20 protein-coding genes and 1 pseudogene are annotated in these 22,680 nt (G+C 65.5%); 15 read left to right on the top strand and 6 right to left on the bottom strand.

The window, feature by feature from the left end:
* Positions 1-60 precede the first annotated feature (60 nt).
* The 3 genes and pseudogenes from R9B84_RS17405 to R9B84_RS17395 all read right to left on the bottom strand — a co-directional run.
* The gene (locus R9B84_RS17405) at positions 61-1,227 is read right to left on the bottom strand and encodes a glycosyltransferase (RefSeq protein WP_423760618.1); all 1,167 of its coding nucleotides are present in this window, start codon (positions 1,225-1,227) and stop codon (positions 61-63) included.
* Positions 1,224-2,342, bottom strand: a complete 1,119-nt coding sequence (locus R9B84_RS17400) for a glycosyltransferase family 4 protein (protein WP_423760617.1) — start codon at positions 2,340-2,342, stop codon at positions 1,224-1,226. Before R9B84_RS17400 ends, R9B84_RS17405 begins: the two co-directional genes overlap by 4 nt.
* Before the next feature lie 21 nt (positions 2,343-2,363).
* Positions 2,364-2,462, bottom strand: a pseudogene (locus R9B84_RS17395) (IS5/IS1182 family transposase); the annotation flags it as partial.
* 727 nt (positions 2,463-3,189) lie between these two features.
* Between R9B84_RS17395 and R9B84_RS17390 the strand changes: the two are divergent.
* Positions 3,190-3,465 (top strand): Hpt domain-containing protein, encoded by a 276-nt coding sequence (locus R9B84_RS17390; protein ID WP_423761038.1) that lies wholly within the window; start codon positions 3,190-3,192, stop codon positions 3,463-3,465.
* A gap of 54 nt (positions 3,466-3,519) precedes the next feature.
* A complete protein-coding gene (locus R9B84_RS17385) occupies positions 3,520-3,906 on the top strand; it encodes a diguanylate cyclase domain-containing protein (protein ID WP_423760616.1) in 387 nt (128 codons plus the stop codon).
* Here R9B84_RS17385 and R9B84_RS17380 read toward each other — a convergent pair.
* Entirely contained in the window at positions 3,841-4,962 is a 1,122-nt protein-coding gene (locus R9B84_RS17380; protein ID WP_423760615.1) for a TauD/TfdA family dioxygenase, read from the bottom strand. The two genes, R9B84_RS17385 and R9B84_RS17380, sit on opposite strands and share 66 nt — an antisense overlap.
* Positions 4,963-5,404: 442 nt before the next feature.
* Here R9B84_RS17380 and R9B84_RS17375 point away from each other — a divergent pair, with 442 nt between their 5' ends.
* Positions 5,405-6,838, top strand: coding sequence for an MFS transporter (locus R9B84_RS17375; protein WP_423760614.1), 1,434 nt, complete (start codon positions 5,405-5,407; stop codon positions 6,836-6,838).
* A gap of 54 nt (positions 6,839-6,892) precedes the next feature.
* Complete coding sequence (locus tag R9B84_RS17370; RefSeq protein ID WP_423760613.1) at positions 6,893-8,161, top strand: ATP-grasp domain-containing protein; 1,269 nt, start codon at positions 6,893-6,895, stop codon at positions 8,159-8,161.
* A gap of 47 nt (positions 8,162-8,208) precedes the next feature.
* Here the strand turns inward: R9B84_RS17370 and R9B84_RS17365 are convergent, their stop codons facing one another.
* Positions 8,209-9,084 carry a LysR family transcriptional regulator gene (locus R9B84_RS17365; protein WP_423760612.1) on the bottom strand — a complete coding sequence of 292 codons (876 nt, stop codon included), beginning with the start codon at positions 9,082-9,084 and terminating at the stop codon, positions 8,209-8,211.
* 167 nt (positions 9,085-9,251) lie between these two features.
* On the opposite strand from R9B84_RS17365, the gene R9B84_RS17360 reads away from it, so the two are divergent.
* Complete coding sequence (locus R9B84_RS17360; protein WP_423760611.1) at positions 9,252-10,196, top strand: hypothetical protein; 945 nt, start codon at positions 9,252-9,254, stop codon at positions 10,194-10,196.
* Between the two features lie 42 nt (positions 10,197-10,238).
* On the top strand, positions 10,239-11,447 hold the full coding sequence (locus R9B84_RS17355; protein ID WP_423760610.1) for an ATP-grasp domain-containing protein: 1,209 nt from the start codon (positions 10,239-10,241) through the stop codon (positions 11,445-11,447).
* A gap of 400 nt (positions 11,448-11,847) precedes the next feature.
* On the opposite strand, the gene R9B84_RS17350 is transcribed toward R9B84_RS17355, so the two are convergent.
* Positions 11,848-13,917, bottom strand: coding sequence for a Na/Pi cotransporter family protein (locus tag R9B84_RS17350; RefSeq protein WP_423760609.1), 2,070 nt, complete (start codon positions 13,915-13,917; stop codon positions 11,848-11,850).
* 403 nt (positions 13,918-14,320) lie between these two features.
* Between R9B84_RS17350 and R9B84_RS17345 the strand changes: the two genes are divergently transcribed.
* The 9 genes from R9B84_RS17345 (at position 14,321) to R9B84_RS17305 (ending at position 22,494) form a co-directional block, all read left to right on the top strand.
* Complete coding sequence (locus R9B84_RS17345; RefSeq protein ID WP_423760608.1) at positions 14,321-14,824, top strand: hypothetical protein; 504 nt, start codon at positions 14,321-14,323, stop codon at positions 14,822-14,824.
* The gene (gene phoU, locus R9B84_RS17340) at positions 14,806-15,513 is read left to right on the top strand and encodes a phosphate signaling complex protein PhoU (protein WP_423760607.1); all 708 of its coding nucleotides are present in this window, start codon (positions 14,806-14,808) and stop codon (positions 15,511-15,513) included. Before R9B84_RS17345 ends, phoU begins: the two co-directional genes overlap by 19 nt.
* A gap of 117 nt (positions 15,514-15,630) precedes the next feature.
* The gene (locus tag R9B84_RS17335) at positions 15,631-17,292 is read left to right on the top strand and encodes a Na/Pi cotransporter family protein (RefSeq protein ID WP_423760606.1); all 1,662 of its coding nucleotides are present in this window, start codon (positions 15,631-15,633) and stop codon (positions 17,290-17,292) included.
* Between the two features lie 195 nt (positions 17,293-17,487).
* Positions 17,488-18,465 carry a chromate resistance protein ChrB domain-containing protein gene (locus tag R9B84_RS17330; RefSeq protein ID WP_423760605.1) on the top strand — a complete coding sequence of 326 codons (978 nt, stop codon included), beginning with the start codon at positions 17,488-17,490 and terminating at the stop codon, positions 18,463-18,465.
* Positions 18,462-19,640, top strand: coding sequence for a chromate transporter (locus R9B84_RS17325; protein WP_423760604.1), 1,179 nt, complete (start codon positions 18,462-18,464; stop codon positions 19,638-19,640). Before R9B84_RS17330 ends, R9B84_RS17325 begins: the two co-directional genes overlap by 4 nt.
* A 22-nt stretch (positions 19,641-19,662) precedes the next feature.
* Entirely contained in the window at positions 19,663-20,253 is a 591-nt protein-coding gene (locus R9B84_RS17320; protein ID WP_423760603.1) for a superoxide dismutase, read from the top strand.
* Between the two features lie 220 nt (positions 20,254-20,473).
* Positions 20,474-20,776 (top strand): hypothetical protein, encoded by a 303-nt coding sequence (locus tag R9B84_RS17315; protein WP_423760602.1) that lies wholly within the window; start codon positions 20,474-20,476, stop codon positions 20,774-20,776.
* A 34-nt stretch (positions 20,777-20,810) separates the two neighbouring features.
* Positions 20,811-21,239 (top strand): chromate resistance protein ChrB domain-containing protein, encoded by a 429-nt coding sequence (locus tag R9B84_RS17310; protein WP_423760601.1) that lies wholly within the window; start codon positions 20,811-20,813, stop codon positions 21,237-21,239.
* The gene (locus R9B84_RS17305) at positions 21,226-22,494 is read left to right on the top strand and encodes an MFS transporter (protein ID WP_423761037.1); all 1,269 of its coding nucleotides are present in this window, start codon (positions 21,226-21,228) and stop codon (positions 22,492-22,494) included. Before R9B84_RS17310 ends, R9B84_RS17305 begins: the two co-directional genes overlap by 14 nt.
* The last annotated feature ends 186 nt before the right edge of the window (positions 22,495-22,680 follow it).

Here is a 22,680-nt window from a genome sequence, read left to right as displayed (position 1 = left end):
ACATCCCTGTCGATCATTCCGCCCATGCCCGTGGCCGCCAGTCGAGGTGTCCGGCCGCGCTCATCCGATCTTCAATGCGTGTACTTCGGGGTCCTGAACCGTGCATCCGTCGGCCCATACGCGCTCGAACGAACTCACCATCTTCTGAAGCGAGAAATGCTGCTCGACGCGCTGACGGCACCGCGCCGCGCACGCCGCCTTGTCCGCCATGCGCAGCCAGTCGAGCGCGCTCCACAAGCCGTTCGCGAGATCGGCCGAATCCTGCGGGCGCACCACCCAACCCGTGTCGCCGACGATCATGCGTGCGTCGCCGACATCGGTCGTCACAGCGGGCTTCCCGCACGCCATCGCTTCGGCGAGCACGTTCGGAAACGCCTCGCCGGAGCTCGGCAAGACGAGCAGGTCGAGGGCATTGAGGATCGCAGGAACGTCATCGCTCGGACCGGCGAGCATCACCTGCCGTTCGACGCCGAGTGTGCGAATCAGCGACATCAGTTCCGCGTTGTGCTCGTCCATGTTGCGGCCCACGAGCACGCAGCGGCCGCTGAAACCCTGCTGTGCGAGCATGCGCAGTGCCCTGAGCAGGTTGGGATGATCCTTCTGCACATCCCAGCGCGCGACGCACCCGAGGAGTGTCTCGTCCGGGCCGATGTTCCATCTGCGACGCATCACCTCACGCGCGCCGGTGTCGACGCGGAAGCGGTTGAGGTCATAGCCGTTCGGGATGTTCACGAACTTCCCCGCGTCGTAACCGAATGCCTTGTGCGTCGCTGTCGCCTCTTCCGAGCAACTGACGATGGCGCGCGGCGCCAAATGCGATAGACGCGCGCACAGTCTCGCGACGCGCAGCGTCATCGGAGAATTCTTGTCCCGGTCGAGATTCGCATGGCGAACGCCCCACGCAAGGTTGCGGATGCCCGCGAAACGCGCGACCAACCCGCCGATCAGATCGGAGTGGTACATCCACGTCTGGACGACGTCAGGCTGCGCGTTGCGCAGTACGCCATACAGCCGGTGCAGTCCGGATAGCGTGACGCGCCCTTTCGGCATGCCGAGCGGTATCACGGCGATCCCCTTCTCCAGCAGCCTTGGACCATAGAACCCGAGCCCCTGCAGCGAGACGACGATATGGGCGGTCGATTGCGGCGACGGGAACGTCGCCAGACGGAACAACACGCCTTCGGCGCCGCCTTGTTCAAGGCAAGTGATGATGTGAACCACTCTCATATCGCCTCCGATTTCGCGCCCACGCGCGCATACAACCGATCCCACCGCGCAAGGATGACTGCCGTCGAGAACCGTTCGCGCACCGACGCCGCCGCCTTACGCCCCAATTCGCCTCTCAGGTGTTCGCTCGAGAACAACGCGCGGAACGCCGCCGCGAGGCCGCCGACATCGCGTCTGTCGACCAGCACGCCGTCGCGGCCGTCCCGCGTCAATTCGCGCGGCCCGCTCGGGCAGTCGAAAGCGACGCACGGCAGGCCGATGGCCATCGCCTCCATCATCGCCATCGGCAATCCTTCGAAATGCGACGTCAGTGCGTAGATGTCGGCGTTCGCCATTTCGGCCCACAGCTCGCGCGTCATTCCCGGCAGGAACACGCGGCCGTCGAGCTTCAGCGTACCGATCTGTCGCGCCAGCGCATCCCGTGTCGGGCCCTCTCCCCAAATGTACAGATCCCAGTCCGGAAACTCGTGTGCCAGTGTGGCGAATGCATCGATCAGCACATCGAACTGCTTGATCGGATGCAGGCGTCCCGCGGCGAGCACGCGCTTGCGGGAACCGGGCGCGCCCGGCATCTTCCAGAATCGCAGGACGTCGTCATCGATCGGATTCGGGAGGACGGCGACGTTCCTCAGTGCGGGGATCTCCTTGCGCAACGGTTCGACGCTTCCCGCCGTCAGCACGGTCAATACGTCGGCATGCGGATAGAGGCAGCGCACCATGAATCTCTGGAAGCGGCCGCGCGGTGCCGCGATCGGATTCGTATGCTCGCAGGCGATGACGGGGATGCCCGTTCCACGGCTCGCCGCGATGACTGCGAGGTTGACGTGCGCGAGGAACGACACCACGACGTCGGCATGTGTCGTCCTGATCAGGCGCCGCAACGCGATGAAACGTTGCCATGCGTTGAGCGCACCGGTTGCAGTCGATCGCACGAGGTCGGCGAGATACAACACGCGAACGCGCGACGATATCGCGTAGAAGCAATCGCCGCGTCCCGAGAACGTCGAAACGAGCGTCACGTCATCTCCGCGTTCCGCCCACGCGTTGACGAGCGTCGCTGCCACGCGCTCCGCTCCACCCCCACCGAGAGAACCGACCACAAGCATTATCTTCACGGTCACTATCTCTGTTGACTTCGATCCGTCACCGATCGGAATCGAGGGCGTTGCGCCGCGCGCGGCAATTGCGCCATGGCACGGCTTGGAGTCATAGGCCTCGTCTCTTCGGCATACATCCGGAACATCGTGGAATGCGACTCACATCACGATAAAGCCAGCCGGCAATTATTTTGTATTCCGCATCTAGCTTGTTGATTTTTTCATAATCATAAAGCGTTATATTTATTTCAAAGACGCCGGCGCACCGTGAAAATATAGGGTGTTTTCCGGATAAGTCCAGAAATCTGCAGCGCACACACAAAATCAGGAAGGTCAATTCCTGAAATGGTCCAACACATCGACACGCCTAGTCGAATAATGTGCCGATCATTGCAGTCGGCTATATGGGGCCTGAATTACGCGTTTGCCGAACGATCCAAGCGCCGCAGTATTCGAAAGCGCTCTCCGAGGCGGTTTTCAGGTACGACGCGGCGATCTGTTTTGAACCCCACTCCTTCACCACACAACCCGATCAGCTTGGCGATTCTCTGTCCAACCGGACTCTCTCACATTATTGAATAGTCGCCCCATCAAAACAAAATATGGTATGTATTTTTTAACTCATTTTACGCGACATGTCTCTTTTCACGTCAATCGTAAACAAAACACCAAAAATAAAACAAAAATGAAATTATTGGCTTGAAACGACAAAATCTCGCCCGCTTCCGGCCACCTCCGGTTCACAAATTGTCTGGCGATCGATCAGACTTTGCGAATATCTTTCACCTTACTCGCCTGACTTGTACTTGCATTCAATGCACGCTATATATAAGCGGCCACTTTCCGCCCCGACGTCCTCACCCGGATCATCGATCGGTTCTCGCTCGATGCGCTGCGGCTGATTCGCGACACGCATGCGGCCGTCGCAGTGGGCGACGCCGACGCGCTCAAGCTCGCCGCGCATACGCTCACATCGAGCAGCGCGAACGTTGGCGCCCAGGTCCTATCGGCTCGTTGCCGGGGGATCGAACGGTTGGCGTGTGCCGCCGACGTCGCCGCGGCGGCGGACTGGGTCGCCGGCACGGACGCCGAATTCGGGCGCGCGCAGGCCGAGTTGATCGCGGAACGGATAGAAGGATGAGCAGCACTCGCGACGAGCGCGGCCGCATTCATATAGGAGGACATCACCGAGCGCATGGTGCGGCAGGGGCGGATCGAATACCTGGCCAATCACGATGCGCCGACCGGCCTGCCCAACCGAAACCTGCTGAGCGACCGCATGAAGCAGGCGATGTCGCAAGCGCGGCGCACGCGGCACCTGATGGCGCTCATGCTGCTCGATCTGGACCGCTTCAAGCACATCAACGACAACTTCGGGCATTCGGTCGGCGACGGCCTGCCCTGTTCGGCACGTAGGACGCACTTGCTCGATGATGCGTGGGGCGAACGCGAGCGGGGACAGCGCGATGGCAGGCGCTGGAATACGTCGCCGCGCCGCCCTGCGTTCTCGGCCCGCTTACGCGAGCGTCGCTTCGAGTTCGGCCGCGGCGGTGCGCTGAGGCACCGGTTGCGCGACGGGTGACGGGCGCTTCGCTTGCGACGACTCGCCCGCATACAGCGCCTTCGGATCGAACACACGCGCCTGCAGCGGCGTGAACGCGCGGAAATTCCACAGGCTGCGCGCGACGAACACGCGCTGGACCCAGCGGAACGCGCGGTCGTTCTCGTCGTATTGCGGATCGAAGCGGTCGCGCGAATGCAGCGTGAAATGGTTGTTGATCAGCACCAGCTTGCCCGGCGACACCTGCACGCCGAACGACACCTCGCGCACCGCGCGATACAGGTTGGCCAGCGCTTCCTGCGCACGCGTATTGACCGCCAGCACCATGTCCGGATAGAACGCGACCGTCACGCGCGGCGCGTCGAGCGGCCCCGACAGCACGGCGCTCAGGTCGGTGTTGTCGCGCGGCGTCGGCGCGGCGCCACGCCACCGGTACGGCACGCGGATGATGTAGTGCTCGCCGTAGAGCTGCGCGATATCGTCCGGCGACAGCAGTTGCAGCGCGCGGCGCGCATCGGCGAGCCGCGTGTACGGGCCGCCGCCGGCTTCGCTGCGCACGCCGAGCAGCAGCAACGCGAACGGCGACGTGTCGCCTTCGGGCATGTGCGCCTGCGCGGCATTCTCGATATGGAAATCCAGCTCGACCTCGGAGCCGAGGCCCGTGTATTCGCGCGCGGTCGTCTTGTGCGGCGTCAGGTTGTTCACGAGCTCGCGGCCTTCGTGCGCGATCGAATACGGCTCGCCGGCCAGCGTGCTCAGCGCGACCAGCACGTTCTCGCTCAGCACGCCGGACTTGAACGAGCGGCCGGTTTCCTCGAACCTCGGGCTGCCGTTCACGTCGTCGTCGATCGGCAGGTTGTCGATCTCGATCGAGCCGTGCGCGTCCGCGGTCGGCGCCTTCGCGCGGTCGAATGCGTCGACGATCCGGTCGGGAAACGCGTTGTAGGCCAGCTTGCGGACTGCGCTGATGTAGCCGGCGCCACCGGCGGGATCGTAGGCCAGCGCGCCGAGCGTCTTCCGGATGTGACCGGACTCCACTGCCGTCAAGACGATACGTTCATCTGCAAGGTAGGTCATAGGTCTCTCGTAAATAGATCTTGGGTCGAAGTGCGGTGGGCACCACCGCCGCGCTTTGCCGTCCTCGGTGCGCAGCGCTCGACAAGACTAGGAGACCGTCATTGCATTGCGAAATGATATTAAATCGATTGCTAACAAAAATTATCGATATAAGTTCAGCAATGCGACGGGCATCGGGCTTCGTCGATCGCACCGGCCTTTAACACGAATGCTTGTTAAAAAATCGCTGGTTATTATTTGTATTCGCTAACGGGTCGATGCTAGTTTTCTGTCGGATTCGACGATGCGGCTCGCTCTCGATGGGCAGCCGTCCCTTCATCCGCCAACCGGGAACTCGCCCTATGAACCGATACCGCCTGCTGCGCTGCTTCTTCGGACACGTTGAATGCGACGCTTCGCTGCCGGCACGCCGCGTCGCGACCCACGCGGTGCGGGGGCAGCAATGAGCGAACGCGTTCCGGCGCTCGACGGCGCACTGGTCGCCACCGTGCCGCCGCATCGCACGTCGCTGCGTGCGATCTTCCCGACCGTCGCGGCCGCGAGCCTCGGCTTCGCGATCGTCCAGCTCGACGTGACCGTCGTCAACGTCGCGATTCCGAGCCTCGGCCATTCATTCGGATCGAGCGTCCACGGGCTGCAGTGGATCGTCGATGCGTACACGCTGTCGTTCGCCGCGCTGCTGCTGACGTCCGGCACGCTGGCCGACCGCTTCGGCAGCCGCCGGCTGTTCGCATACGGCCTCGCGCTGTTCCTGCTCGCGTCGCTCGGCTGTGCGCTCGCGCCGTCGCTCGCGGCGCTGATCACCGCGCGTGTCGCGCAGGGTGTCGGCGCGGCGATGATCCTGCCCACGTCGCTCGCGCTCATTACGCATGCTTGCGCGAACGACGCCGCCGCGCGCGTGAAAGCCGTCGCGTGGTGGAGCGCGACCGGCGGCGCGATCAGCGCGGCCGGGCCGACGCTCGGCGGGCTGCTGATCGATTCGCTCGGCTGGCGCGCGATCTTCTTCATCAACCTGCCGATCTGCGCGGCCGGGCTGTGGGTCACGCTGCGCCACGTGCAGGATTCGGTCGCCGCGCGCACACGGCTGTTCGATCCGGCCGGCCAGATCGTCGCGGTGCTCGTGCTCGCACTGCTGACGGGCGGGATCATCCGGGCCGGCGCGCACGGGCCGGGCGACCCGTATGCGGCCGGCGCGCTGGTTGCATCGGTCGTGCTCGGTGCGCTGTTCGTCGCGATCGAACGGCGCGTGGCAGCGCCGATGCTGCAACTCGCGTTCTTCAGGATCGCGCGCGTGCCGGGCGTGCTCGCGATCGGCGCGGTCACGAATGCCGCGTTCTACGGGCTGATCTTCTCGCTGAGCCTCTATTTCCAGAGCGCGCGCGGCTTCACGGCGACCGAATCGGGGCTCGCGCTCGCGCCGCTCACGATCATCATGCTCGCCAACATCGCGAGTGCGCGGCTCGCCGTCCGGTACGGATTCCGCGCGACCGTCATCGTCGGCCTCGCCGTGTCGCTCGCCGGTTACGTGTGGCTGTGGCAAACGCTCGCGGAACACACGCCGTACGCACTGCTGGCGCCGGGGCTCGCAGCGATGGCGATCGGCGGCGGCATCGCGATTCCCGCGCTGACGTCGACGATGCTCGGCAGCGTCGAAGCCGGCCGCTCGGCCACCGCGTCCGCGATCCTCAATACCGCGCGTCAGGTCGGCGCCGCCGTCGGCGTCGCGGCGCTCGGTGCGCTGGTCGCGGGCCAGGGCGCGGCGATCGTCGCCGGCGCATCGCGCGCATTCGCCGTCGCGGCCACGCTCGTCGCCGTCTGCATCGTGCTGGCCGCGCGCTGGCCCGGCGATCCACCGGATGCCGGCACGCGGGCCTGAGCCCGTACCGACTCTGCCGCCCTTCAACCGATCCCACAGCCGAGCGAGGAATCCATGCAGCATCGCTTCATCGATACCGTCCTGATCGTCGACGGCGCGTCGACGGCCGCCTATCTGGCGCCCGCGTTTCGCGCATACGGCATCCGTTGCGCGCACGTGATCAGCGACCCCGATCTGCCGGACATCTACCGGAACCAGTTCGTCCCGTCCGACTACATCCGCCAGGTCCAGCATCGCGGCGACGTCGACGCGACGCTCGCGCAATTGAGCGACCTGCGGATCGGCGCGGTGCTGCACGGCCTCGACGCGGCGCTCGAACTCGCCGACACGCTGGCCGAGCGGCTCGACGTGCCGTATCGCAACAACCTCGCGACGTCGGCCGCGCGACGCGACAAATTCGCGATGAACGAGCGCATTCGCCAGGCCGGCCTGCGCGCACCCGCGCACTTCCACAGCACGTCGGTCGACGAAGCGCTCGCATGGGCGCGTGCGCACGGTACGCTGCCGCTCGTGGTGAAGCCGGCGCGCAGCGCGGGCGTGACCGGCGTGAAGATCTGCCGCACGCTCGAGCAGGTCGAGGCCGCCGCGCGCGACGTGCTGGCCACCCGTTCGCTGTACAACCAGCCGAACGACGACATCGTGATCCAGAGCTATTCCGAGGGGCAGGAATACATCGTCGATTCGGTGTCGTTCGAGGGTCGCCATCGCGTGGTCAGCCTGTGGGAAGTGCATCGCGACCGCACGCATGCGCCGCGCCTCGACAAGATGCTGGTGCTGAACCATGCCGACCCGCGTTACGCGCCGCTGCTCGATTACGCGGCCGACGTGCTCGACGCGCTCGAAGTCCGCTTCGGGCCGACCCATCTCGAACTGTTCGATACCGCCGACGGCCCGACGATCGTCGAGCTGAACGCGCGGCTGCACGGCAGCCTCGACCCGCGGCTGACGAGTGCGGTCAGCGGCGAGAATCACGTGTCGGCCGCCGTCGAAGCCGTGCTGCATCCGGAGCGGCTGTTCGGCGAAGCCGCCGCGCCGACGGATTTTCGCGGCTACTGCGGGCACGTGCTGCTGCTGTCGTCGCGCAACGGCGTGCTCGCACAGGACTTCACGTGGCAGGCGATCCAGGCGCTGCCGTCGTTCGTCGGGCTCAAGCAGTGGATCAAGGTCGGCGACACGCTGCGCGTGACCACCGACCTGCAGACGGCGCTCGGCACGGTCGGCCTCTACAGCCCGACGTTCGAGCGGCTGCTCGAGGATTGCCGGCGCATCCGCGAAATCGAGGCCGATTTCTTCGCGGACGAACGCGCCGTCGCGCCGGCATAGCGTTGTTGGCGCCGCGCGCCCGCGCCCCGAGTTCGGGCTCTCCGACGCTAGCGCGCGAGCAACGCGCCCGCCTGCCGGCCCAGCACCGCGCGCAATGCGTCGAGTTCGGGCAGCGCGGGCGCTTCCTCGGGCGTGACGAGATAGGTCGTCACACTGTCGAGATCGTCGAACGCGTGCGTGCGCAATTCCTTGCGCGCCACGTGTTCGGTCGTGATCCGCTTCGGCAGGATCGCAACGCCCATCCCGGCCGCCACGCAGCCGAGGATCGCGCCGAACGTGCCGAACGACGACACCGATTCGATCGCGAAGCCGCGCGCCTTCAGCCAGTGCTCGGCGACCGCGCGATACGGGCAGCCGTCGTGAAACGCCAGCAGCCTCACCGTGTTGTCGGCCAGCAGTTGCCGGCGCGTGACCGTGGCCGCGCTCACCAGCACCATGTCCTCGGCGAACGCGGGCTCGTAGCGCAGCCCGGGCCGGACGACCGCGCGCGCGGTGAGCGCGGCGTCGATCCGGCCGCGCAGCAGCGCGTCAGCCAGATCCGGTTCGCTGCCGATCTGCACCGCGAGGCCGAGTGCCGGATCGTGCGCCTTCAATGCGGCAGCGAGCGCCGGCAGCCGCGTGGCTGCCGTGCTTTCCATCGAACCGAGCCGGAAGCTGCGTGCGACCGGCGTCTCGCGCACCACCTGCGTCGCTTCGTCGACGAGGCGCAGGATGCGGTCGCAATACGGAATCAGCCGGCGCCCGGCTTCGTTCAGCACCAGCCGCTTGCCGTGCCGGTCGAACAGCGGCGCGTCGAGCGACTCTTCGAGCTGGCGAAGCCGCGCGGTCACGTTCGACTGCGTGCAGCCGAGCCGTTCGGCCGCGCGCAACGCGCTGCCTTCCTGCACGACGGCCCGGAAGGTTTCGAGCAGAGGTATGTTCATATCACTTTCTCTTGTTACAGATCCAGTTTATATCATTTTACTTCACGCATCGTCGGGATTAGCCTAACGGACATTCCATGCTGGCCGGCCCCTTTCCGAGGAATCTGCATGCCATCCGCTGTCTGTTCCGGCTTCATCTCCGTTCGCCGTCGGCGCGGGGCTCGCCCGTGCGCGCACTGATCGCCGCACTGGTGCGGCGCGGCCCGACCGTGCTCGCGTGCGGCGTCGGCCTCGGTCTGCTGATTCCGCCGCTCGCGGATCTCGCACGGCCGCTGATGCCCGTCACCGTATTCCTGTTCGTGCTCGGCACGCTGCTGCGCGTCGAGCCCGCCGCCGTGCGCGCGGTCGCGCGGCGGCCGGCCGTGTCGCTGCTGCTGCCCGCCGCGACGATGATCGCGTGCCCGGTCGCGCTCGGCATCGCGGCGCGGCTCGCCGGCATGCCGTACGACTGGGTCGTCGCGCTGGTGATCGCATACTGCGCGCCGCCGTCGAGCGGCACGTCGACGATCGCGCGGATGCTGTCGCTCGACGCGAGCGTCGCGCTCGTCGCGACCCTCGCGTCGATGGCGTTCGTTCCGCTCACCGCGCCGCTGCTGACGGCCTGGTTCAGTCACGATACGGCCGTGTCGATCTCGCCGTTGAGCCTCGCGTTGCGGCTCGCGCTGCTGATCGGCAGCGCCGAAGGCGTCGCGCTGCTCGTGCGGCGGTTCGCCGGTGCCCGGCTCGACCGCTATGCGACGCCCATCGACGCGATCGTCGTCGTCGCACTGCTGGTGTTTGCGCTCGGCACGATGGCCGGCATGCAGCAGTCGATCATCGACGCGCCGCACCGCGCGTTGAGCGCGATCGCACTCGCGTTCGCCGTCAACGCGGGCTTCCAGATCATCGCGTACGGGCTCACGCCCGGCGACGTCCGCACGCGGCTCAATGTCGCGCTGATCGTCGCCAATCGCAACGTCGGGCTGATGTGGGCCGCGCTCGGGCTCGCGGCCACGCCGACCATGGCGCTCGTGTTCACGTGCGCGCAACTGCCGATCTACACGCTGCCGCGCGTCGTCCAGCACCTGCTGCCGCGCCTCGAAGCACAGCGCCTGCGCAGGCGCGCACGCTAGCCGGCACCACACTGCTCTCCCGACCTCGATCAAGGATCCAGCATGAAGCGACTCATCGTGATCGGCGCACGCGCCACCGGCAGCAGCCTCGCCCTCGTGCGTGCCGCGCTCGCGCGCCAGGTGGCCGTGACCGTCATCACGGCGCCCGGCCATCGTCTCGACGGCGTGTTTCCCGACGGCGTCGAGACCATCAACCTCGAACCCGACGCCGGTCAGCTCGCCGGCTGGCTGCGCACGCGTTTTCCGGACGAACTCGACACGCTGCGCGTGACGACCGCACACGACACCTATGCGCGCACCGCCGCGTGGGTCGCCGACGCGCTCGGCCTGCCCGGCCCCGATGCGCGGCACGTCGCGCACGCGGTATCGAAGTCGAACCAGAAGGCCTTGCTTGCCGCGCACGGCATCCCCGCCGCGCAATTCGTCACGGGCACACTCGGTGCGCCGGCGGCGCTCGCCGCCGCAGCCGAACCGTTGCGATTTCCGGTCGTCGTCAAGCCGTCGGAGGGATCGGCGAGCGACGGCGTGCGGCGCTGCGCGGACATCGCCGAAGTGCGCGCGCAACTCGACGCGCTCGCCGCCGCGCAAACCGATGCGCGGACGCTCGCGACGGAGCGCGTCGTCGTCGAGGAATTCCTGAGCGGCAGCGAATACTGCGTCGAGTATTTCGACGGTCGTTATGTCGGCGCGCTGCGCAAGCTGAAGCGGCATGGCGCCGGCTTTCTCGAACGCGGCTATACATCCGAACTCGATCTCGATGCCGACACGCTGCGCGCGCTGATCGACGTCGGTACGCGCGCGACCGCGGCCGCCGGGCTCACGTGGGGGCCCGTGCACCTCGACTGCATCGTGCACGACGGCGTGCCGCACGTGATCGAACTGAATCCGCGCATCGCGGGCAGCTTCATCTGCGACATCGTGCGCGACGGCTATGGCTTCAACGTGGTCGAAGCGTTGCTCGACAAGCTCGACGGGCGGACGGTGACGATTCCCGAACGGTTCGAGCCGCACGCGTATGCACGCGCCGAATTCCTGCTCGACAGCGATCCGGGCGCGTGGCGTTTCGCGCAGGCCGGCGAGATCGACGACGGCTCGGTCGCGATCAGTTACGGGCCGCAAGTGTTGCCGGATCGCGAACGGCGCGCGTTTCTTTATGTGCGTGTCGCGTTGCCGGCCGCGCAGGATGTGGCGAACAAGCCGGGCTCATCGACCGATAGCGGCGACGTCCGGCAGCCGACGCTGGCCGGATAGCGCCCCGCGTTCCGGCACCACCCATGCTTGCCTACGTCGCCCGACTTCGAGAGGGTGAAAGTGTTTCAGCGATGGTACGGATCGGACCGATCGCGCGACCGCATGCGGCGATCGCCAACGCCGAGTGTGCCGCCGTCGCGCAGCCAACCGGCGTACTGGAGACGACGGCGCACGCGTCGGATTTCCACCCGCTGGTTGGTTGCAAAAGTGAAATCATGTCGCGATAGACAGCGACGCGTTCTTCCGACCACACGGTGCGATGGCATGTCTCAAGCGGCCCTTGCATGCACGGACACACGGGCGATCGCCTACCGCAGGCAATGCTCGTTGGCAATGCAGCGACCAAAGCCGTTTGCAGCAGTCACCGGAACTCGATCTGCAGACTGGGGCTCCAGGCTCGTCACCGCCCCTTGACCAGAAGTACGACAACAAGGATCGCGACCAGCGCCGCGAGCCACTTCAAGCCGGCAAACACCTTGTCGAGCCTTTCCGTCAGCGCTCCGATGGCATTCCCGTCGCCCGCGCGCACCGGCACCTGCGCCGACCGGCCATCTCCGGGCAGGTTGACTTTCGGGAGATCGATGGCGAGATACACGACATATCCGCTGGCGGTTGCTGGAGCTTCCAGCATGCTGCCGTCCTGGCCGGGCCTCAGGAACACGGGCAACCCACCGGCCTGCGCGGCGCCGGACGGAACCGATGTATAGACGCCCCGCAGGCACAGTCCCACCTTGACAGCGGTCACCCGCCCCGCCTCGATGCCGTCGGCAAGCGCCTGCATGCTGCTTGCCGGCACGTCGCACAATGCCCACCACTGAGCCGGCTCCTGCATCTCATCGTCCGGTTGGTTGTAGCCGAGCCTTGCCGTGCCAAGCGGATCGTCGGAAAACGCGATGCCCAGTTCGTCCTGCAAGTCGCGAAGGCCGTGCCGTTCAGTCGCACCGATCTCGCGGGCCGCGAAGGTGATATGCACCGTGCGCGTGCTGTTCTGCACGTCACCGATGATCGACAAGCAGCAATCATCCGGACTTGAAGTTCCCTGCACATAGGTCGAAAGCGTCGAATGGGTCGTCCCGCCCGCAGGCTCCAGCCGTCTGACGACCTGGATGTCCTGCAGCGTGAGCCACAGCGACTTCGCCGGGTAGTACGTCTGTACGTTGCCATCAGGGCCGATGTGCTCGAGCGCGTGGCCGGCGCACTCCCGGATTTCGATGCGATGTTGCGCGCCCTCGTATAGCGTGTCGCCGCCTTCATGGCGGTGCCGTCCATCGTAACCGGCAAGTTGCCCGGCGTCAGGAAACGCCATGGACGTCCGGGGCGCGATCCTGACGTTATCGAGAACGTCGTCGTGGGTACGGATATCCGTGACGAGCATTCCGGCACGCCCGATCGATACAGGACGGCTTCGCGGGAACATGCCGTTTCGCGTATCGGCGAAGGGCAGCATATCGTGGGCGATGTCGGGTGTTAGCTCGGGCACCTGCCCCGCGAGCGGATCGACGTGCTGCGGCCGCGATGCGTCCGAGACCTTCACGAGCGAAGGAAGCAGCCGGGTCAACAGGTCTGCGTACGGGGTCAGCAACGGCAGGATCAGGCAGGCCAGTGACAGGTTGAACAGCGTATGAAAATCGGCCACCACCCGCCCATTGTCCGGTTCGATCCTGACCATGACGCAGCCGATCGGCGTGAGTGCCGCAAGTGCAAGCACCACGCCGATCGACAGAATGAGCAGATTGCCGACCGGCACGCGCCTGGAGGCCGGATCGTGCGTTACCGTCCCCTCCAGCACCGGGTGGATTGCTGCGCCCAGGTTTGCCCCCATCACCAGTGCGAACGCGGTATCGGGCGGAATGACGTTCTGCGCGCAAAGCGACATGATCAGGAGAACGATCGCCACGTTCGAATCGGCGGCCCAGGTCAGACCCGCTGCCAGCAAGACGTCGATCAGCGGCACCGTGGATACGTCGCCCAGCAACATCCGGAGGCTCGGCGCATCCTCGTAGTCCGTCATCAGTTCCTGCAGATGGTGCAGTGCAAGCAGCAGCAGGCCCAGACCGATGAGCATACGCCCCAGCTCATGTGCGCGCGTGTTCGACACCTTGCGGAACATCAGCATGCCGACGAGTACCAGGGCAGGCGACACGCTGTCGACCTGAAACGACAGCGCCTGCACGATCAACGTCGTGCCGATGTTCGCGCCGAGCATGACGGCCAGCGCCGGGACAAGGCCGGCGCGCCCCTGCGCGGTGAATTCCCCCGTCATGACCGCGGTCGTCGCGCTGCCCTGCAGCACCGCCGTCACGCCCATGCCACCGAAGAAGGCAGGGACTCGTCCATAGAGCGCCCGCTCCAGGAGCGACCGAAGGCCCGCGCCGAATGCGCGCTGCATGCCGGTCTGAAGCATCTGCGTGCCGAGCAACACCAGCGCGATCGATCCAGCGAGATCGATCAGTGTGAACGTGAATGTCATGATTCTTGTTCCCCGACGCCGACCGGTTGTACTTGCAACGGTTTCTGTGGCGCGATCCACTCGCACGCGCTGTTGGTCCTGAAGGACACGCGAGTCCGAATGCGTGTTGTTGCGGCACAGAAAGCGCAGCCGCAAGAGAAACACGCTCTACTGGTCTGATACGTTCGGTCGCAAGTCGTCGACAGCGCTTGCGACGCAAGTATCGTTCCCGGTTAGGTAATTCATTGCGTTGTGGGGATATACGAGGTCAAGCAGGTAGGGACGATGGCAAAAATCACCCGAATATGTTTCAGGATTGACACGCTTTGCCGCAAGGGGGATCTGCTCCCCCGTACAGGCCACGACCGCTTAATGTAAAAATCGCTATACTTTTTTTACAGTATGGTCAAGATCGCAGGCAACCATGAAACACCGGGCCGCCAAGGAGCAAAGCCGGGATGTCGCCTCGTCGCGCACGCGTGCAAGTTACGGGGACATTCCGGAATCCGCTGCCGCAAGGCAATCTGCTCCAACGAAGGCTGGCACGAGGCGAACAGCGCGTATCGAGGTCGATTCCGCAGGCATTGCTCCTCAGGTCAACGACCGTCTGAAGAAGGAGAAGGTCGCACGCGACACCTTCACGATGCCACGATCGGACTACGAAACGATCACGGTGCTGATCCAGCGGTGTCTCGATGCGGGCATATCGGTGAAAGAACGTGAGCGTCTTCGGGACGGCCTGATTCTGCTGGCGTCAGTTCCGCAGAAACACCTGCTTGCAGCCGTGTCCGCGGTCGAACGAGTCAAGACCGGCCGGCCACCGAAATCGCGTCAGGTCGGTCTTGCGGGTGCATGGACAGGAGCTCGCGAAGCACACCCTCCGGGCTCCGGGTCAAGGAGGATATTCTCGTGTCAGACAAACACATAACGAGCCGATTCGACACGGACCTTCACCACATTTCGTCCAAGGTATTCGAGATGGGCGGGCTCGTTGAGTCGCAATTGACCAATGCGATGCAGGCCCTCAGCTGCTTCGACCTGGAGTTGGTCGATAAAGTCATTGCCGTCGAGCATCGACTCAATACGATGGAAGTCGAAATTGATGCGGAGTGCGGCAACATCATCGCGCGACGGCAGCCGGCCGCATCCGACCTACGCCTGCTGATGGCGATCTCGAAAGCGACCACCAATCTCGAGCGGGCTGGCGACGAAGCACACAAGATCGCGAAGCGGACGCGACGAATCGCGAATGACGCTGCAGGCAAGACCATCGACATGGCAGAAATCCAGTTATCCGGCCAGCTGGCGTCAAACATCCTCCGTCGCGCACTCGATGCATTCGCTCGACTCGATGTCGTCGCTGCAGCCCAGATTGTCCGCGAGGACGAAGCGATCGACGAGCAATACCGCGCTTTCATGCGCAAGCTGGCGACGTATATGCCCGAACATCCCGGCATCATCGCTTCTGCGCTGGACTATCTGTCCATCGCGTCGGCCATCGAGCGTATCGGGGACCATGCAACGAATCTGGCGGAGCTCGTCATTTATGTCGCCAAGGGCACGGATGTACGCCACCTTTCCTGGGAGCAACTTGCGCGTGAAGCCCTGCGTGATTGAGCACCGGGCAGCAAGGAACACCGAACAAGACCCGCGAGGACTCACGGGCAGGTAATACCGGGCACGCCCTTGCTGAACGTCATATGAGCAACCGCGCGGCATGGAGGGCTCTGGATCATGACATTTACGTTCACGCTGATCGATCTGGCCGGATCCGTTGCGCTGCTGCTGTGGGGCACCCATATGGTTCAGACCGGCATCCAGCGCGCCTTCGGTGCCGGTTTGCGTTCGATTCTCGGGCGCGCCCTGCACGGACGACTTCGCGCTTTCCTGGCTGGACTGGGCGTCACGGCGGTATTGCAGAGCAGTACGGCGACCGGGCTCATGACGGCTGGCTTTGCCGCAGGCGGGCTGGTCAAGCTGGTCCCCGCACTCGCTGTGATGCTCGGCGCAAATGTCGGCACGACACTGATCGTGCAGGTGTTGTCGTTCGATGTTGCAGCGATCTCGCCGGCGCTGATACTCGTCGGAGTGCTGATGTTCCGCAAGGTGTCGAACACGCGTGCACATGACTTGGGCCGCGTGCTGATCGGCCTGGGCCTGATGCTGCTCGCGCTGCACCAGCTGCTTGGCCTGATGACGGACTACGAGGATGCACCCAGTTTCCGCATGCTGCTGGGTGCCGCATCCACGGTACCGCTGGTGGATGTGCTGCTGGCAGCGGGGCTGACCTGGGCCGCGCATTCGAGCGTCGCGATCGTTCTGCTCATCATGTCGCTCTGTGCGCAGAACGTGGTGCCGCCTGATACCGCGTTTGCACTGGTCCTGGGTGCGAACCTCGGCACCGCGATCAACCCGCTGCTGGAGGGGACGGCGGCAACCGACCCCGCATCGAAGCGCTTGCCGGTAGGCAACCTGCTCTCGCGGGCAGTGGGCGTCGTGCTGGCACTCGCGGCGTTGGAGCCGATCGGACGTTTCATGGTTGCGATCGAGCCGGACAATGCGCGGGTGGTGGCCGATTTTCATACGCTGTTCAACCTGACTCTTGCCGGCCTTTTCCTGCCAATCCTCACGCCATTCGAGGGACTGTTACGGCGGCTGCTGCCGCAGCGTACCGACCCCACCGATCCGTCGCAGCCGCTGTACCTGGATCCGGCCGCGCTGCAAATTCCGATGGTGGCGCTCGGCAACGCGGCACGTGAGGCGCTTCGACTGGCCGATGTGCTCGGCGAGATGCTGGCAGGTGCCCGTGCAGTCCTGGTGGTGGGTGATCGTAAGCTGATCGCGGAGACCCGCCAGCGCGACGACATCCTGGACAGCCTGAATACCGCGATCAAGACTTACCTGACGTCGCTCGACCCCGAGCAACTCGCTGACAACGATCATCGGCGTTTGCACGAGATCCTGACCTTCGTCATCAACCTCGAGCAGGCTGGCGATGTGGTGGATCTGAATCTGCTTCCGCACGCCACCAAGCGCCTGAAGCGCGGGCTTGCGTTCTCGAAGGAAGGGGAAGCCGAACTACTGGCCATGCTGGATCGCCTGACGGCCAATCTGCGCACGGCAGCGTCGCTGTTCATGACCGAGGACCCGCGTACCGCACGCATGCTGGCTGACGAGAAAGTAGCCTTCCGGGAGGCGGAATCGACAGCGACCGCGGCACACGTCGACAGGTTGCGCTCCGGTCGCCTGGATACGGCCCAGACGAGCGCGCTGCATCTCGATCTGCTCCGTGACATGACACTCATCAATTCGCATATTGTGGCCGCGGCCGCCTACCCGATTCTCGAGCGCACCGGATCCTTGCTGCCCAGCCGGATTGCCGCGGACGAGATGTAGTCTCGACATGCGCTCGATCACGCTTTTCTGGTGTCCTTCGGCACGTTTGAGCCGCTTGATGAGGTCCGGGTGTGATGCGTGGATTGTCACGGTTACCCCGCTTCCCAATCCGGAGCAAGGCCGCCACACGATCGGGCGGCAGGCCGCCTCAAAGTTAACTTGTAGAGTACATAACGCATGAGTAGTATTCACTACATGGATACTCTCACGACCTGGTCACTCCTTGTTCTGACCCTTCCCACTGAAAACGCGACGGCCCGCATGCGGTACTGGCGCGCGCTCAAGGCAAAGGGCTGCGCGGTGCTGCGCGACGGCATCTACCTGCTCCCGCACACGGCCGCGCACGAAAGCACGCTGCGCGAACTGGCGGACGGGATCGCCGAAAGCGGCGGCACGGCCCACCTGCTGCGCGCACCGAGCCTCGACGTGTCGCAGGAGCAGGAATTCCGCGCGCTGTTCAGTCGCGACGACGACTACGCGGCCTTTACCCGCGCCCTCGCCGACGCGCGCAAGACGCTGGCCGGGCAATCCGCCACCGAACTCACCCGCCTGCTGAGGCGCCTGCACAAGGACTTCGACGCGCTCCGTGCGATCGACTACTTCCCGGGCGACTCGGCCACCCGCGCCGAAGTCGCGCTGCAGGATTTCGTCGCGCTGGTCGACACCGTGCTGTCGCCGGGCGAACCGCACGCCGCGCAACGCGAGATCCGGCCGCTCGCGATCGACGGATATCAGGGCCGGACCTGGGCAACGCGACAGCGCATGTGGGTCGACCGCGTCGCGAGCGCGTGGCTGATCCGCCGTTTCATCGACACGCGCGCGCGTTTCATCTGGCTCGCGTCGCCGGCCGATTGTCCGGCCGATGCGCTGGGCTTCGATTTCGATGGCGCGACCTTCACCCACGTCGGCGAACGCGTGACGTTCGAGGTGCTGCTCGCGAGTTTCGGGCGCGACCAGGACCCGGCGCTGATGCGGCTCGGCGAGATCGTGCATGCGCTCGACGTCGGTGGCACCGCGGCGCCGGAAGCAGTCGGCTTCGAGGCCGTGATGGCCGGCACGCGCCAGCGAGCGGAGAACGACGACCAGTTGCTCGAGCAGATGGGCGCCGTGCTCGACGCGCTGTACGTGCATTTCGCGTCGAACGGCAAGAACGAGACTGGGACCAAGTCATGACCGCTGCCATCACCGCAACCAAACCGACCTACTCGCTGGGTCAACTAGTCGGCTACATGCTGCGTCTCGGCACGTTCGGGTTCGGCGGACCGGTCGCACTCGTGGGCTACATGCGCCGCGACCTCGTCGAGCGGCGCGGCTGGATCACCGAAGCGGACTACAAGGAAGGGCTCACGCTGGCCCAGCTCGCGCCGGGGCCGATGGCCGCGCAGCTCGCGATCTACCTCGGCTTCGTCCATTACCGGATTCTCGGCGCGACGCTCGTCGGCTTCGCGTTCGTGCTGCCGTCGTTCCTGATGGTGCTCGCGCTCGGCTTCGCGTACGCGCACTTCGGCGGGCTGTCGTGGATGCAGGCCGTGTTCTACGGCGTCGGCGCCGCGGTGGTCGGCATCATCGCGATGAGCGCGTACAAGCTCACGATGAAGACCGTCGGCCACGACAAACTCCTCTGGGCCATTTTCCTCACGCTGGCCGCCGTGACCTTCATCACGGAATCGGAGATCGCGTGGCTGTTCATCGTCGCCGGCCTGATCGGGTGGCTGTGGCGCGCCCCGCCGAAATGGCTGCACAAGGGAGGATTGAACGCGGTCGCGGCCGCCAACCTGCCGGCGGCCAGCGGCTGGCTGAGCGGCATCGACGTGCCGCAACTCGTGCAGATCGGCGTGTTCTTCACGAAGGCCGGCGCCTTCGTGTTCGGCTCGGGGCTCGCGATCGTGCCGTTCCTGTACGGCGGCGTCGTCACCGAGCACCACTGGCTCAACGACAAGCAGTTCGTCGACGCCGTCGCGGTCGCGATGATCACGCCCGGCCCGGTCGTGATCACCGTCGGCTTCATCGGGTATCTCGTGGCGGGCCTGCCCGGCGCGTGCGTCGCCGCGCTCGGCACGTTCCTGCCTTGTTATCTGTTCACCGTCATTCCCGCCCCGTATGTGAAGAAGTACGGCCACCGGCCCGGCGTGAAGGCGTTCGTCGACGGCATCACGGCCGCGGCCGTCGGCGCGATCACGGGCTCCGTGCTCGTCATCGCGAAACGATCGATCGTCGACGTGCCGACCGCGCTGCTCGCCGTCGCCACCGTGCTGCTGCTGTGGCGTTTCAAGAAGCTGCAGGAACCGGTGATCGTGACCGCGGCGGCGCTCATCGGGCTGGCGGCCTATCCGTTCCTCCATCACTAACCTGCGTTACCGGGAGACGAACATGACGTACCAGATGAAAGCGCTGGCATGCGATCCGGCCCGGTTGCAGGGCCTGTCCGAACGACTGATCGTCAGCCACTACGAGAACAACTACGGCGGCGCCGTCAAACGACTCGGCGCCATCGCGGATCAGCTGGCGTCGATCGATCCGGCCGCGTCGCCCGTGTTCGTACTGAACGGCCTGAAGCGAGAGGAACTGATCGCCGCGAATTCGATGATCCTGCACGAGCTCTACTTCGACGGCCTCGGCGCGAACGGGTCGCTCGATGGCGCATTCGCGGCCGCGCTCGCACGCGACTTCGGCAGCGTCGAGCGCTGGCGCGCCGAATTCACGGCGATGGGCAAGGCGCTCGGCGGTGGCTCCGGGTGGGTGCTGCTGAGCTGGTCGTCGCGGCTCGGGCGGCTGACCAACCAGTGGGCGTCGGATCACGCGCACACGCTGGCCGACGGCACGCCGCTGCTGGCGCTCGACATGTACGAACACGCGTATCACCTCGATTTCGGCGCGAAGGCGGCCGCCTATGTCGACGCGTTCATGCAGAACATCAACTGGACCAACGTCGCGGCCCGATTCGCCGACGCGACCCGCTGATCCACGCCTGCACCGCGATCGAAGCGATGTGCATGACCCATGACACAACCGGAAGAATCGATTTGACGGAAACCAGCATCGTCGACGCGCAGCGACCCGTCTCCACGACTGATAACCACGCTCGCCGGTTGCTGCGTGGCCGGGATCGTCATTCACATGGTCGGGTGATCGTCGCGAGCGACCGCACAAGGGGGAGGTGATGCGAAGGTTTTGCAAGCTTGTGCCGGTCGCCACGGCGATTGCCCTGTCTGTCGCGCTGTCCGGTTGCGACCGAAGCGGGTCCGATCAGGGCGCCGGCGAAATCGTCACGCTCGAGCACGTGCCGGCACCGGTGAGAGCGACGATCGAGCGGCAACGGCAAGGCGGCAGCGTCGGTGTGATTCAACGGCGTGCGAAGGACGGCGCGTCGCGCTATGTCGTGTCGATTGTGCAGAGCGGCCAGGAGCAACGCCTGATTCTGGCCGAGGACGGCAAGCTCATCAGTAGTCGCCCGGCCGGTGACGACGAAGAGGACGACGACTGACCATTCAGTCGTACAGACAGACAGGAGAGGCGCCATGAAGTGGATTACGCGGGAACGTCCGAAAATCGATCGCATCGCCTGTCCATGGCTCATCGCCCGATTCATCGACGAGACACCGGAATTTCTCTATGTGCCCGGTGCAGACGTGACGCGCATCGCCGCGGAAACCGGTGCGATCCCCTACGACGTGCCCGGCGTCGAATTCGGCCACCATGGCGAGCGTTGCAGCTTCGACGCGTTCATCGACAAGTACCAGCTCCGCGATCCCGCGTTGCTCAAGCTCGCCGAGATCGTGCGCGGTGCGGATACGGGGCGGCTCGATCTCGCGCCGGAAGCGACCGGCCTGTATGCGATTTCCGTCGGATTGTCGGGAAACTTCGCCGACGACCACGAGCAGTTGCGCCACGGGATGGTGATGTACGACGCGCTCTATACGTGGTGCCGACGTGATGCACGTGCCTGACCGCGATTCCGGCGCATCGTTCGCAACGCGTATTTCACGCTGGCTTCTGCCGGCCGGCGTCGAGCATGCCGCGTCGATCCTGCTGGTTAGCCGCGGCCTGCGCGGTTTTTGCGACGGGTTCGTCGCGGTACTGCTGCCTGCCTACCTGCTGTTGCTCGGCTTCGTGCAAATCGATGTCGGCTTGATCAGCACCGCGACGCTGGCGGGTTCCGCCGTCGCGACCATCGTTGCCGGCATGGTGGCCAACCGCTTCCCGCAGCGCCGGTTGCTGCGGTTCGCCGCCGTTCTGATGGCGGCCACCGGCATCGGCTTTGCCGGCCTGTCGGCGCTTTGGCCGCTGCTCGTCGTGGCGTTCGTCGGCACGCTCAATCCGAGCTCCGGCGACGTCAGCCTGTTTTTGCCGCTGGAGCAGGCACGGCTCGCCGAAGCGGCCGGCGGCGAGGCACGGACAGCCCTGTTTGCACGCTACAGCCTGATCGGCGCGGTCTCGGCCGCGCTGGGTTCGCTTGCAGCGGGGCTGCCGCTCTGGCTCGCTTCGCACGCGGGCATCTCGCTGCTGTCGGCGATGCGCGCGATGTTCATTGTTTATGCGTTGACCGGCATGGCGGTCGGCGCGTTGTACAGCCGGCTGCCGTCCGCCGGATCGCGCGCGACGACCACGGCCCCGCCGCTCGGGCCGTCCCGGCGCATCGTCACGCGGCTCGCGCTGCTGTTCAGCGTCGACGCTTTCGCTGGCGGCCTGGTCGTCAATTCGCTGCTGTCGCTCTGGTTGATGCAGCGTTTCGGCCTGTCGATCGGCGCTGCCGGACAGTTCTTCTTCTGGTCCGGACTGCTCTCCGCAGGCTCCCAGCTCGTCGCGCCGCCGCTATCGCGCAGAATCGGCCTGCTGAACACGATGGTGTTCACGCACATCCCGTCGAGCCTGTGCCTGATCGGCGCGGCGTTCGCGCCGTCGCTGCCGGCCACGCTGGCGCTGCTGCTGATGCGCAGCGCGCTGTCGCAAATGGACGTACCGACGCGCACCGCCTATGTGATGGCCGTCGTCACACCGGCCGAGCGGCCGGCCGCGGCGAGCTTCACGTCGGTGCCGCGCAGCCTCGCGGCCGCCGTCGCGCCGTCGCTGGCCGGCGGGCTGTTCGGCCTCGGCTGGCTCGGCGCTCCGTTAATCGCGTGCGGCGCATTGAAGATCGCGTATGACCTCGCGTTGCTGGCTGCCTTCCGTCACATCAAACCCGAGGCGGGACCCAGGTCGTAACGCGGGGAATTCAACGGGGTCGCCGAACGAGACCAATACGCAACGACGCATCGCCGCCCGACGAGCATGCGCGCCTTCCGTGCTGACGAGCATGCGCGCGTTGCCGCGCTCGACACGCAGGCTGCCGTCGGCCATTGATTCTCCTCGAAGCGCCGCTGCACGCAACGCGCATCGCGTGCGGCGGCG

Source organism: Burkholderia sp. NLJ2 (genome assembly GCF_049487195.1).
Classification (GTDB): domain Bacteria; phylum Pseudomonadota; class Gammaproteobacteria; order Burkholderiales; family Burkholderiaceae; genus Burkholderia; species Burkholderia pyrrocinia.
Note: the sequence above shows the minus strand (reverse complement) of the source record. Positions and strands in the feature narration are given on the sequence as shown.